Below are 12,993 nucleotides of genomic sequence, written 5' to 3'. Positions count from 1 at the left end.
TGTTTAATTACAACATGGGCCGAAAGCATGGCCAACGTACCGCTCGCGCAACGGTCAGTTCCAGAGCGCTATTCTTGACACTCCAGATGCGGTCGGATTTCGACGCTTGCCAGTGATCGCTCGACCAATGCATGAGCCATATCAAGCAAATAGATGACCGTTGATGTCAGATCACGCGTCTGTCCACTGAGCTGGTCACTGGCTTCATGCGCTGTCGCCGACGCACAACGCAATAGATCGGAGATGCGCAGCAGCGTTTCCTCAAGAGTAATGGGTGGGTCTGGCGTGAGTTTGACCATGGCTTTGCTCCTACTGTCGTGAACGCCATCCTTTGCCGTTCTCACACAACAAAAGGTGGCAGCGGTGTACAGGGTGAGAAACCGAACAGTAGGCATCCGGCCAGACCGAAGTCTGCCTGCACACAGCCGCCATGAAGCATGCATCGATAAAGATCGACGGCAACTGACAGAGTGATGCGCCTACTAAGATCGGGTTCTCACGCCCGGTCACTGAATTTGCAGTGACGAAGCGCAGGCTAGATCCCAGAGAAACCAGACGCAAGCGGGTTGGATGATCTAGGAAATTTCACACAAGAGATAGAGAGATGCCCTTCGGATTTGTGACATTTTTACAGCTGCGCTAGCTGACTCCGTCAACTTATAAGATCCACATCTCACTTGCTCTCCACAAAACGCACTGATATTTTTTGATATTAATCCGGTCAGCGCTGTAAAGAAGACAAAATCATTTTTTGGAGCCTGAGCTAATGAAATGCACTCTTGCGATAGGCGTATTATTTTCATGCCTGGCGCTCGCAGCGCTCGCAGCACCTTCGACCTCATCCCCCCAAGGAATGGAGCGGACGTATGAGCAAAACTACAAAGACATGGTGTTGGCCACTTGCATAGCGAATGCTTACACGGGTGATAAAAGCACCGCGATGGATGCAGGAAGCAGTGTCACTGCGTTACGCGAGTGGGCTTATTACGACCTCGAGAAAAGCCCTGACGCTGTCAAAGCGCTCATTGATCAGTATCTGGCCAGACGCTACACAAACCCGCTGGTCGAATCTGAAGTAAAAGGGGTCAAGTTTGATTTATTGAAGTGCCTGGACCTCTACCACAGTAAAGAGCTCAACGCCCTGGTAAAGGAAGTTGTGATACAACCTGGCCACACGTATATTCAAGACAATAAATGACAGGTCCTGAAATGCGTAAAACGAGGGCAAAAAAAACCGCCTGATAAAGGCGGTTTTTTCAGGCAGCGCTGATTACAACTTCGGACCCGCAGCCTTGATGGCGTCGCTCACGTCGAACTTCTTGAAGTTCTCCACGAACAGGCCGGCCAATGCCTTGGCGGCTTCGTCGTAGGCCGCTTTATCAGCCCAGGTGTTGCGCGGGTTGAGCAGGCCGGTGTCTACGCCGGGAACCACTTTCGGCACGTCGAGATTGATGATGTCGAGGTGTTCGGTTTCTGCACCGATCAACGCGCCGCTCTGGATGGCTGCGATCACGCCACGGGTGGTCGGGATGTTGAAGCGTTGGCCGACGCCGTAACCACCGCCTGTCCAGCCCGTGTTGACCAGGTAAACCTTGGAGCCAAAGCCGCGGATGCGCTTGATCAGCAGGTTTGCATATTCGCCAGCCGGACGCGGGAAGAACGGTGCGCCGAAGCAGGTGGAGAACGTGGACTTGATGCCCGAACCCGAACCCATTTCGGTGGAACCGACCAGTGCGGTGTAACCCGACAGGAAGTGGTAAGCCGCTTGTTCTTCAGTGAGGATCGACACGGGTGGCAGCACGCCGGTCAGGTCGCAGGTCAGGAAGATCACAGCGTTTGGCTCGCCACCGAGGTTTTTCGGTGCGCGCTTTTCGATCAGTTCGCGCGGGTAAGCGGCACGGCTGTTCTGGGTCAGGCTGCTGTCGGCGTAATCGGCTTTCTTGGTGACCGGATCGAGTACGACGTTTTCCAGTACGGCGCCGTGCTGGATGGCTTTCCAGATGACCGGCTCGTTCTTCTCGGACAGGTCGATGCATTTGGCGTAGCAACCGCCTTCGATGTTGAATACCACGCCTTCGCCCCAGCCGTGTTCGTCGTCACCGATCAGGTAACGGCTTTCGTCGGCGGACAGGGTGGTTTTACCGGTACCGGACAGGCCGAAGAACAGGGTCACATCGCCCTCTTCGCCCATGTTGGCGGCACAGTGCATGGGCAGCACGTCAGCGGCCGGCAGCAGGAAGTTCTGCACCGAGAACATGGCTTTCTTCATTTCGCCGGCATAACGCATGCCTGCGATCAGCACCTTGCGGGCGGCGAAGTTGATGATGACGGTGCCGTCGGAGTTGGTGCCGTCACGCTCAGGGTCACAGACGAACCATGGCGCGTTCTGGATTTCCCACTCGTCCTTGCCAGCCGGGTTGTACTGTTCAGGGTTGATGAACAGGCAACGACCGAACAGATTGTGCCACGCCGTCTCGGTGGTCATCTTGACAGGCAGGTAGTGCGCAGGATCAGAACCTACATGAACATGGGAAACGAAACGCTCACGTTCTGCCAGGTAGGCGCCGACACGGTTCCACAGGGCATCGAATTTCTCGGCCGGGAACTTGCGGTTGATCGGTCCCCAGGCGATGGCGTCCTGTGTGCTCGGTTCTTCCACGATGAAGCGATCGGCCGGCGAACGGCCAGTACGATGGCCTGTTTCCACAACCAGTGCGCCAGTGTCAGAAAGTACGCCTTCTTTGCGGGCAAGGGCTTCCTTGACCAGTTCGTCGGTGCTCAGATCGGTGTACACAGCGTTGTTGGTTTGCGTCATGAGGTTCCCCGTCGGCTTGTAGCCGAGTGCTCCAAACGGTTTTGTAGTAAAAAAACAACCACTACTACAGCGTAAAAGTGGGCCGGATTATGCCAGAAAAGCCCAGAAATGGTAGGACCCTCCTGTCAGAACAGCATTAGAGGCGCCCACACCGTATTCTGAGGCTCTTTACGCGTTGATTAATGGCGCGTGTCAGATGGCGAATCGACACCGCCGCCAGCAAACAGCTGTGCGACGTCAGTGGCATCGAACAGGTAGCGCTCGTTGCAGAACTGGCAATCGATCTCGATATGGCCGTTGTGCTCGATCACCAACTGCTGCGCGTCCTCCAGCCCAAGACTGACCAGCGCATTGGCGGAGCGTTCGCGAGAACAGCTGCAGCGGAAGCAGATAGGCTGCACGTCAAACAGGCGAACCGGGTCCTGGTGATACAGGCGATGAAGGATGGTCTCGTTGTCCAGACTCAGCATTTCCTCGGCCGACAGGGTGTCGGCGAGCGTGATGACATGCTCCCAGCTGGCAGCGCGCTCCTCGGGGTCGGCGATCTGCGCGACGGGCAATTGTTGCAGCAGCAAGCCGCGGGCACGATGACCGTCCGCCTTGAGCCAGAAACGCGTGCCAAGCTGCTCGGACATCACGAAGTAGTTGGAGAGGCTTTCCGAGAGGTCGACACCGTCCAGGGCAACGATCCCCTGATAACGCTTGCCCTTGCTCGGATCAACGGTCAGCGCCAGCGAACCGTCGGGCATCAGGTCCTGAAGCCCGGCACCCGCCGTTATCAGCGATTCTTCATAACGGGCAATGCCACGCAGCTCACGCTCGCTGGAGCATTCGACCATCAACAGCGGGACGGCGCCGCTGGAGCGCGCCTGCAGAATCAGCAAGCCGTCGAACTTGAGCGTGCCGACCAGCAACGCCGCAGCCGCCATCAGTTCGCCAAGCAATTGCGCGACCGGCTCCGGGTAGGGATGTTTGGCCAGCACTTCGGCGTAGCTGCGCTCCAGGGCGACCAGCTCTCCACGAACGTCGCTTTCGTCGAAGATGAAACGCTGGGTGAAATCGATGTCCGGAAAATCATGCATAGGGAGAGGGTATCTGAGGTAATGACAATGAATGGTCGGCAGCGGTGAGGCACGCCGTCCGGCACTCGAAAGTGCTTTGCACCATAAGGTTTGACGCACATTTTAGGAGCTATCCGGCGCGCTTCCAAGCCGGATGGCTTTTCGGGCACCCGTCAGGCCTGCCATTCGGCGGTTTTTTCAGTCGCTGCCCCGGGCGCCAAGAAAATCAAACAGCTGACGCCGCTGTTTTTTGGTCGGCTTTCCATCGGTGGTGACGCCCAGATTGCCAGCCTTGCGCTGAGCCGCCGCATTTTCCCGCTTGGCGATGCTCTCCGGGGTCTCGCGATAGAGCGTCTGTGCTTCCGGCGCGCCACGCCGCACGACCGATAACGCCTCGACGACCACCGTGCGCTCATCGAAGCCCATACGAATCTGAAACTCATCGCCAAGACGCGGCTCCTTGCCGGGCTTGCAACGTTCGCCGCGACAATGCACCTTGCCGCTTTCGATGGCGGCTTTTGCCAGCGCGCGCGTTTTGAAGAATCGCGCCGCCCACAGCCATTTATCCAGACGAACTTTTTCGTCTTCTTCCAGCTTTTGCGCCATTTGAATTCCTCATCAGTGTGGCAGTCTGAACGTTATCAGGCCCATCGGGAAACGCGACCGCCCCATGAACCTTCCACGAACATGAAGTAACCGATCCTTGCTTGTCAAAATCAGCCATTCATCATTTTATTGCCCCGACCTCACATGGAGTGCGATGTGACAGAATTTCCAACTTCGTTGACCGCCCCCCGGAAGGGGTGTGAGGGCTGCACCGGCAGTCCGGAACTGGGCTTTTCGTTTGATTACGCCTATCAACCCATCGTGAACCTGCAGGATCAATCGATCTTTGCTCACGAAGCGTTGGTCCGCGGCCCCAATGGTGAAGGTGCGATGTCGGTGCTGAGTCAGGTGACTGACAAGAACCGCTATCGCTTTGATCAGACCTGCCGGACCACCGCCATTGCCGGTGCTGCACGTTTGGGCATGACCGAGCGTTTATCCATCAACTTTTTGCCGAATGCCGTGTATCGTCCCGAGCTGTGCATCCGCAGCACGCTGGAAGCGGCCAGGCAGCATGACTTTCCCGTCGAACGGTTGATTTTCGAGACCATCGAAAGCGAGCATGTGTGCAGTAAAGGCCATTTGAGCAATATTCTGCGCGAATACCGAGAGTTCGGCTTCATGACGGCAATCGACGACTTCGGTGCCGGGTATTCCGGCCTGACGCTGCTCGCTGACTTTCAACCCGATCTGATCAAGCTCGACATGCACCTGATCCGCGACATTCATCGTGATCGCGCGCGTCAGGCGATTGTTCGTGGCGTTGTCACAATGTGTTCGGACTTGGGGATTAAGCTCATTGCCGAGGGGATCGAGCACATTGAGGAGCGGGATTTTCTGGCCGATTGCGGCATTTTCCTGATGCAGGGCTATCTGTTCGCCAAGCCTGCATTCAAAGCCCTGGCTGAGGTAGCACCCGAAGCCTGGAAGACGTCTTGAGAAATACGGAATCGCATTGAAGACATTTGATCACCTGACCGTTATCGGCCTGCGCGAGTGGGTGGCGCTGCCCGACCTGGGGGTGGCTGGCCTGCGGGCAAAAATCGATACCGGCGCCAGCACTTCAAGCCTGCACGCCACGGAAATCGAGCCTTTCGAACGTGACGGGCAGAAATGGGTGCGCTTCAACGCCCACCTGGGGACCGTGGTTCAGCTGCGGCATCGTCGCTGTGAAGCGCAACTGGTTGCCTTGAAAACCATAAAAAGCTCCAACGGCCACGCGCAGGTGCGTTACGTCATTCGCACCACGCTGGCACTGGGTGATCGTATCTGGCCAGTGGAATTCACACTGGCATGCCGCAAGTCGATGCGCTATCGACTGCTGCTGGGTTCCAAGGCTCTGATCGATGGCCAACTGGTCGTCAATCCGGGCATAACGTATGTACAAGACAAGCCGGTGTTCCCGGCCTCTACTTCCTCAGGTGTTGCATGAAGATCGCTGTGCTTTCGCGTAATCCGCGTCTGTATTCCACCCGTCGTCTGGTTGAAGCCGGTATCGAGCGAGGCCATGAGATGGTGGTGATCGACACCCTGCGCGCCTATATGAACATCGCCAGCCACAAGCCGCAGATCCACTATCGCGGCAAACCGCTGGAAGGCTTCGATGCGGTGATTCCGCGCATCGGCGCTTCGGTGACTTTTTATGGCTGCGCGGTGTTGCGTCAGTTTGAAATGATGGGTGTGTTCCCGCTCAATGAATCGGTCGCCATCGCCCGCTCGCGGGACAAACTGCGCTCGCTGCAATTGCTGTCACGTCGCGGTATCGGCTTGCCGGTTACAGGGTTTGCCCACTCCCCGGATGACATTCCCGACCTGATCCAGATGGTCAACGGCGCGCCGCTGGTCATCAAGGTGCTGGAAGGCACTCAAGGCATCGGCGTGGTGCTGTGCGAGACCGCCACCGCCGCCGAATCGGTGATCGAAGCCTTCATGGGCCTCAAGCAGGACATCATGGTTCAGGAATACATCAAGGAAGCGGGCGGTGCGGATATTCGCTGCTTTGTGGTCGGTGACAAGGTCATTGCTTCGATGAAGCGTCAGGCCAAGCCAGGCGAGTTCCGCTCCAACCTGCACCGCGGCGGCAGCGCCAGCCTGATCAAGATCACGCCGGAAGAGCGCATGACGGCATTGCGCGCAGCCAAGGTTATGGGGTTGAGCGTGGCGGGCGTGGACATCCTGCGTTCCAATCACGGCCCGCTGGTCATGGAAGTGAACTCGTCGCCCGGCCTGGAAGGCATTGAGGTGACCACCAGCAAGGACGTCGCCGGGATGATCATCGAGTACCTGGAAAAAAACAGCGGCCCGCACATGACACGCACAAAGGGTAAAGGCTGACCGTTCAGAACATTGTCGAGCGCCTGGGCCACCTGCCGCCTTCGGATAAGCAGGTCCGGGCGCCTCGATTACCGTACATCCGTTAAATCCCCTCAGTAATCGATTCAGCAACGCAATGTTCGCCCTTCCCCACACTTCCCTCTATCAGGCCGAAGACGACGTTTTAGCCACCTTTACGCCAAATCGCCTTCTTCTCGGCGGTCATAAATCAACACATATTTGCGCATTCGTATGCCGATTCGGCATGAGGTAGCCGTTTACGGCATTAGACGTCGGCGCGTGCCGTGGGAATAGTTGCGACTTTTTTCGCCTGCTACAGAGCCAGGACGCTCGCCTGCGGTGACCTTCTCGGGACATTTCCAAAGGGATCCCCTGCCCTGAAAATGCTGGAAAAAGCACGCTCGGCGCATCGGTTTTGGACTTGCCCAAGCCACTTTGAACAAGGGTAATAATATGAAGAAGGCAAAGCTGAGTCTGGCCTGGCAGATTCTGATCGGACTGGCACTGGGCATCGCCGTCGGCGCGTTGCTCAACCATTTCAGTGCCGAAAAGGCATGGTGGATCAGCAATATCCTGCAACCCGCGGGCGACATTTTCATCCGCCTGATCAAAATGATCGTCATCCCTATCGTTGTTGCGTCGCTGATCGTCGGCATCGCGGGCGTAGGCGATGCGAAAAAACTGGGGCGTATCGGCCTCAAGACCATTCTTTACTTTGAAGTTGTGACCACCATCGCCATTCTGGTGGGCCTGATTCTGGCCAACGTGTTCCACCCGGGCACCGGCATCGACATGAGCACGCTGGGCACGGTCGACATTTCCAAATATCAGCAGACTACTGCCGAAGTTCAACACGATCATGCCTTTATCCAGACCATTCTCAACCTGATCCCGTCCAACATCTTTGCCGCAATGGCACGCGGCGAAATGCTGCCGATCATCTTCTTTTCGGTGCTGTTCGGCCTGGGGCTTTCCAGCCTGCAAGCCGAGGTTCGCGAGCCGCTGGTGAAGCTGTTTCAGGGTGTCTCGGAAACCATGTTCAAGGTCACTCACATGATCATGAACTACGCGCCCATCGGCGTGTTCGCGTTGATCGCGGTGACCGTCGCCAACTTCGGTTTCGCGTCGCTTTTGCCACTCGCCAAGCTGGTGATTCTGGTTTACGCGGCCATTGCCTTCTTCGCCTTCGTGGTGCTGGGCCTGATCGCCAAGGCGTTCGGTTTTTCGGTCATCAAGCTGATGCGCATCTTCAAGGACGAGCTGATTCTGTCCTACTCCACCGCCAGTTCGGAAACCGTTCTGCCGCGTGTGATCCAGAAGATGGAAGCCTACGGCGCGCCGAAAGCGATCTGCAGCTTCGTGGTGCCCACCGGCTACTCATTCAACCTCGACGGCTCGACGCTGTATCAGAGCATTGCGGCGATGTTCATTGCTCAGCTGTACGGGATCGACCTGTCGATTGGCGCGCAACTGATGCTGGTGCTGACCCTGATGGTCACCTCCAAAGGCATTGCGGGCGTACCGGGCGTTTCCTTTGTCGTGTTGCTGGCAACCCTCGGCAGCGCAGGCATCCCGCTGGAAGGCCTGGCCTTCATTGCCGGCGTCGACCGCATCATGGACATGGCGCGCACAGCCCTGAACGTGATCGGCAATGCGCTGGCGGTGCTGGTCATCTCGCGCTGGGAAGGCATGTACGACGACGCCAAGGGTGAGCGTTACTGGAACTCTCTGCCGCATTGGCGCAGCAAGGAACCTGTGCCGCTGGGCCAACCGACAGCGGATTGACTCTCCAGCCGTTGTGCTCACAAACCCCGGAATGCCGGGGTTTGTTGTTTTCAGGCCCCCGGTTAGACTGCCCGCCTTATCAGAGGATTTAACATGACCGACGCAATCGACAACGACGAAGAAGAATTTGCCGCCTCGACCCTGATCGAAGCCATTGAAAACCAGATCGAATCCGGTAACCCGCCAGCGGCCAAAGCCGTGTTCAACATGCTTACCCTGGTCAACTACGAGCGCGAAGACATTCTTGAAATGATGGCACACGTTCTGGCCATCGAGATCGATGCCCTGCTCGAGCAAAACCGCGCGTTCGACACGCAATGGTACGAAGCCGCGCTGCGCGCCCTGCCTGAGTTGCCGCCCGAGAAATAATCGGTCCGCCGGCCATACCGGCAATATATATGCTGCAAACACTTAAGACGCTGACTACACTGCAAATGCCCCGCTGCCGCTGAATCCTCCGGGGCTATCTCGCCAAACCGGCTTTGACGGTCACTCAGAACCGACGAGCGCAGAACGGACACGTCGATTCCAGAGCACTGCCCGCCAGCCGGCGAGGTCGTCTTACTACAAAAAGTCTGGAGTACCTATGTCGTATACCCCTGAGCTGGTTGCCGAACTGGAAATCCTTGCACTGTTCAATCTGGGAAACACCCAGGAAGGCCTCAAAGTCCACCACGTAGCGGCCCCCACTGCCGTTGCAGCAGCACAAAGACTCTTCGAAAAAGGGCTGACGACCCAGGTCGATGGCGGTTATCTGACCAGCCTCGGGCTTGAAGCGGCGCAACATGCGCAATCCCTGCTGACCATCCTCAGCGTGTCAAAACAGGCCGCCTGAACGAGGCAGGGCCTGCGCACAAATAACCGTGGCAGGCCCTTCACTTATCTGACTGCCGGTCGATAACGAAGACTGGCGCCAGAATAACAACCCGACCGAACCCACTTTCTCTCGGCTGCAAACCTTCTTCGCCATCTTGCTCAGTAATTCCACGCCTGCACAGGCCAGATGCCTTGAGTTGCGATGACGCGTAATCCTGAAATTCGCCCCGACCTGGATGAGGGCATCGACCGCAAGGTTCTCAGCCAGCTGCGCACCCGTTTCCTGTCCCTCAATGACGGGCGATACGCGCGCGCGCTCGAAGGCCTGTCAACTCGCCAGCAAAGTGTTCTGACGCTGCTGCCGCTGTTCTTTCACGTCAATCACCCGCTGTTGCCCGGCTACGTTTCCGGCAGCACGCCGGCTGGCGTTTCACATTATGAGCCTGACCCACTGGCACTGGCCGAAGCACAGCGCCTGACGCGCTCTTTCTCGTACAAAGCGCGCCACGGCAATCCGCCACGACCGATTCACGGCCTGTTCCTGATGGGCAGCCTCGGCACGCTGGCACAGGCTGAACAAAGCGACATGGACGTGTGGGTCTGCCATGACAGCGAACTGGACGCAGACGCTGTCGCCGAACTGCGCAAGAAGTGCCAGGCACTCGAAGCGTGGGCCGCGACCATGGGCGCGGAAGCGCATTTTTTCCTGATCGACCCGCAGCGCTTCAGGAACGGTGATCGCGACTCGCAGCTCAGCTCCGATGACTGTGGCACGACCCAGCATTATCTGCTGCTGGACGAGTTTTATCGCACCGCGATCTGGCTCGCCGGGCGCACCCCGATGTGGTGGATGGTGCCGGTCTACGAAGAGCAGAATTACGAGGAATACACCCATACCCTGCTGAACAAACGGTTCATTCGGGCCAGTGAAGTGCTCGATCTCGGCCCGATGTCGCATATTCCGCCAGCAGAATTCGTCGGCGCCGGGCTGTGGCAACTGTTCAAAGGCATTGAATCCCCCTACAAGTCAGTGCTCAAGCTGCTGTTGATCGAGGTGTATTCCAGCGAACACCCACGCGTTCAGTGCCTGAGCCTGCGCTTCAAGCAAGCGGTGTTCGCCAATCAACTGGACCTGGACGAGCTGGACCCGTATGTGGTCGTTTACCGACGCATCGAAGAGCACCTGCAAGCGCGCAAAGAGCCAGAGCGCCTGGAACTGGTGCGGCGCAGCCTGTACCTGAAGGTCAACAAGAAGCTCAGCGGCCCTACGCGTCAACGCGGGATCGGCTGGCAGCGCCAGTTGCTGGAGCGGCTGACCGCAGAATGGGGATGGGATGAGCGCCACCTGGCGCTGCTCGACAGCCGCAGCCAGTGGAAAGTACGTCAGGTGGCGAATGAGCGCCGCTCGCTGGTCAACGAGCTGAATTACAGTTATCGCTTTCAGACCCAGTTCGCCAGAACGCAAAGCACCGCCGACATGCTCAGCGCCCGCGACCTGACCATCCTCGGACGCCGCCTTTACGCGGCCTTCGAGCGCAAGGCGGGCAAGGTCGAGAACATCAATCCGGGAATTGCCCCGGACCTGGCCGAAGACACGCTGACGCTGGTGCATTCGCCCAACAAGCGCGAGCCGGGCAAGCACCAATGGGCGCTGTACAACGGTAATTTAAGCATTCATGAATGGCCGAACTTTACGCCCGTCAAGCGCAGTCGGGAATTGCTGGAGCTGTTGACCTGGTGCCACCGAAACACCGTGATCGACGCCACGACCCGCGTGGCGCTGCATCCGGGCACCAGCGATTTGAGTGAGCTCGAGCTGTTCAACCTGATGGGCGCCTTGCAGCAGAGCATCGAATTGCCGCTGCCCGAGGTCAGCGACGACGCACTGCTCAAACCGAGCGTGCCCAGCGAAATACTGCTGCTGGTCAATGTCGGCGTCGATCCGCTCAGGCATCACCGGGACCTCAACATTCTGATGACCACGGAGCGCACCGACGCCCTCAGTTACGCTGGGGTTCGGGAAAACCTGGTGCTGACGCTGGACCAGATCACGCTCAATAGCTGGAACGAAACGCTGGTCAACCGCTATGACGGCCCGCACGCCCTGCTCGATTGCATGAGCGAACTGCTGGGCAGCTTGCCGGAGAACGGTGATCAGCCGCAGATTCGCGTGCGTTGTTTCTGTCATAACCGCGCACCGGCCATCGCCCAGCGCGTTGAAGAACTGATCAGCACTGCGCAACGGTTACTCGCCAGACGGCTCAACCACCGCTACCTGATTCAGGTGCAGCAGCAGTATCACGTTCTGGAGATCAGGCCGGGACAGGTCGGCCATGTGGTGGTCAACAGCCTGCCGGGGCTGTTCAAGTACCTGGGTGAGGAACTGCCGCGCTACAGCCCTCTGCACCTCGACCCCCAGGCGCTGGACGGCCACGACCTGGCGCTGATTCTGCCGCTCGGGCAACCGGAATGCATTCAGGTGTTTTACCGGATCAACGAACCGGATGCCGACCTGTACGTGCTGGACGAACACAATTCGCTCTGGCACCAGCGCGTGCCTTACCACGACGAACAAAGCCTGCTGCTGCCGCTGCAGCGCTTTTTTCACTCGCTGGTCTATCGACGGGGCGCCTCGTTGCCGCTGGACAACCCGTCCGAGCCGCTTTCCCTGGAGACCCTTTATTACCAGGTGCAGCCTTCAGGCCCAGGGTTTGCCAAACGTGTCGAACAGCGCCTGGCACCGACCGCGACGGACAAACCGTTTTACGACGTGCAGGCAATCATCGAAGAAGCCTCGCCGGGGCAGTTGAACACCACCCTGTACTGCGACAACTGCGAGTTTTCCGAGCTGGAGTATGGCGATCAGCTGTACGCGGCCGTTGCACAACAAATCCTCGGCAAACGCCTGGAGCCTCAGCGCTATCGCTGCTACATCACCGACCTGGACATCTCCGGCCTGCTGGATGAGCGACACGGGCAAAGCATCCTCTTCCTGCGCCACAAGGCCGAGCTGGAAAAGTTGCTGAACGAGGCGATGGATCAGGCCTGACGGGCACCTCTCATTCCTCACGCTCCCGCATGGGAATGCAGCTCTGGACGCCCTGCGTCTGATCCTGGATGTGCGGCGCGACGTGGGTTACTCGTAGTCGCCCGCCGCTTCCGGCTGATATTCGACCGCCAGCAAGGTGAGTTTGAGGGTCTTGCCACCTGGCGCGGGCCAGTCGATGTGCTGGCCGACCTGCAGGCCGAGCAGGGCCGAGCCCATTGGCGCCAGGACCGAAACCGTGCCTTCTGCACCGGCATCTTCCGGGTAGACCAGCGTGAGGTGGTAATCCTTGCCACTGACTTCTTCGCGGCAATGCACACGCGAATTCATGGTCACAACGCCCGCAGGCACTTCATCGTGGCCAACCACCTGGTCAGCGCGGTCCAGTTCAGCCTGTAACGCCTGGATGCCCGGCAAGTCTTCGTCCTGGCTGGCGATAAAGCGCTCAAGACGCTGTACGTCGAGTCGGGTGAGGATGATCGAAGGTGCTGTGGTCATGGTCTGGGCAGACTCCTTTATTCTCCGTGAAT

General features: G+C 58.1%; 13 protein-coding genes. 8 read left to right on the top strand and 5 right to left on the bottom strand.

Going from position 1 to position 12,993, the window contains the following annotated elements; genetic code table 11:
- Positions 1-68: 68 nt before the first annotated feature.
- Entirely contained in the window at positions 69-299 is a 231-nt protein-coding gene (locus tag BW686_RS24050) for a DUF6124 family protein (RefSeq protein ID WP_084920195.1), read from the bottom strand.
- 467 nt (positions 300-766) lie between these two features.
- Between BW686_RS24050 and BW686_RS24045 the strand changes: the two genes are divergently transcribed.
- Positions 767-1,198, top strand: coding sequence for a type VI secretion system amidase immunity protein Tai4 (locus tag BW686_RS24045; protein ID WP_084920192.1), 432 nt, complete (start codon positions 767-769; stop codon positions 1,196-1,198).
- A 72-nt stretch (positions 1,199-1,270) separates the two neighbouring features.
- On the opposite strand, the gene BW686_RS24040 is transcribed toward BW686_RS24045, so the two are convergent.
- From BW686_RS24040 to BW686_RS24030, 3 genes are all read right to left on the bottom strand, one after another.
- Positions 1,271-2,815 (bottom strand): phosphoenolpyruvate carboxykinase, encoded by a 1,545-nt coding sequence (locus tag BW686_RS24040; RefSeq protein ID WP_084920189.1) that lies wholly within the window; start codon positions 2,813-2,815, stop codon positions 1,271-1,273.
- Between the two features lie 179 nt (positions 2,816-2,994).
- Positions 2,995-3,897, bottom strand: a complete 903-nt coding sequence (gene hslO / locus BW686_RS24035; protein ID WP_084920186.1) for an Hsp33 family molecular chaperone HslO — start codon at positions 3,895-3,897, stop codon at positions 2,995-2,997.
- A gap of 177 nt (positions 3,898-4,074) precedes the next feature.
- Positions 4,075-4,482 carry an RNA-binding S4 domain-containing protein gene (locus BW686_RS24030; protein WP_084920183.1) on the bottom strand — a complete coding sequence of 136 codons (408 nt, stop codon included), beginning with the start codon at positions 4,480-4,482 and terminating at the stop codon, positions 4,075-4,077.
- A gap of 156 nt (positions 4,483-4,638) precedes the next feature.
- Between BW686_RS24030 and rimA the strand changes: the two genes are divergently transcribed.
- From rimA to BW686_RS23995, 7 genes are all read left to right on the top strand, one after another.
- Positions 4,639-5,421: a S6 modification regulatory phosphodiesterase RimA gene (gene rimA / locus BW686_RS24025; RefSeq protein WP_084920180.1), complete on the top strand. Its 783-nt coding sequence runs from the start codon at positions 4,639-4,641 to the stop codon at positions 5,419-5,421.
- Between the two features lie 16 nt (positions 5,422-5,437).
- Positions 5,438-5,914: a retropepsin-like aspartic endopeptidase RimB gene (rimB, locus tag BW686_RS24020; RefSeq protein ID WP_084920177.1), complete on the top strand. Its 477-nt coding sequence runs from the start codon at positions 5,438-5,440 to the stop codon at positions 5,912-5,914.
- Positions 5,911-6,816 carry a 30S ribosomal protein S6--L-glutamate ligase gene (gene rimK / locus BW686_RS24015; protein ID WP_003318100.1) on the top strand — a complete coding sequence of 302 codons (906 nt, stop codon included), beginning with the start codon at positions 5,911-5,913 and terminating at the stop codon, positions 6,814-6,816. Before rimB ends, rimK begins: the two co-directional genes overlap by 4 nt.
- 453 nt (positions 6,817-7,269) lie before the next feature.
- Positions 7,270-8,601, top strand: a complete 1,332-nt coding sequence (gltP, locus tag BW686_RS24010; protein WP_084920174.1) for a glutamate/aspartate:proton symporter GltP — start codon at positions 7,270-7,272, stop codon at positions 8,599-8,601.
- Positions 8,602-8,694: 93 nt separating this feature from the next.
- Positions 8,695-8,970 (top strand): hypothetical protein, encoded by a 276-nt coding sequence (locus tag BW686_RS24005; protein ID WP_084920171.1) that lies wholly within the window; start codon positions 8,695-8,697, stop codon positions 8,968-8,970.
- 217 nt (positions 8,971-9,187) lie between these two features.
- Positions 9,188-9,436, top strand: a complete 249-nt coding sequence (locus BW686_RS24000; protein WP_007253178.1) for a TIGR02647 family protein — start codon at positions 9,188-9,190, stop codon at positions 9,434-9,436.
- Positions 9,437-9,619: 183 nt separating this feature from the next.
- Positions 9,620-12,466 (top strand): class I adenylate cyclase, encoded by a 2,847-nt coding sequence (locus BW686_RS23995; protein ID WP_084920168.1) that lies wholly within the window; start codon positions 9,620-9,622, stop codon positions 12,464-12,466.
- An 87-nt stretch (positions 12,467-12,553) separates the two neighbouring features.
- On the opposite strand, the gene rnk is transcribed toward BW686_RS23995, so the two are convergent.
- Complete coding sequence (rnk, locus tag BW686_RS23990) at positions 12,554-12,961, bottom strand: nucleoside diphosphate kinase regulator (RefSeq protein WP_084920165.1); 408 nt, start codon at positions 12,959-12,961, stop codon at positions 12,554-12,556.
- Positions 12,962-12,993 lie beyond the last annotated feature (32 nt).

It is taken from the genome of Pseudomonas syringae (assembly GCF_002157375.1).
GTDB classification, from domain to species: domain Bacteria; phylum Pseudomonadota; class Gammaproteobacteria; order Pseudomonadales; family Pseudomonadaceae; genus Aquipseudomonas; species Aquipseudomonas syringae_T.
Note: the sequence above shows the minus strand (reverse complement) of the source record. Positions and strands in the feature narration are given on the sequence as shown.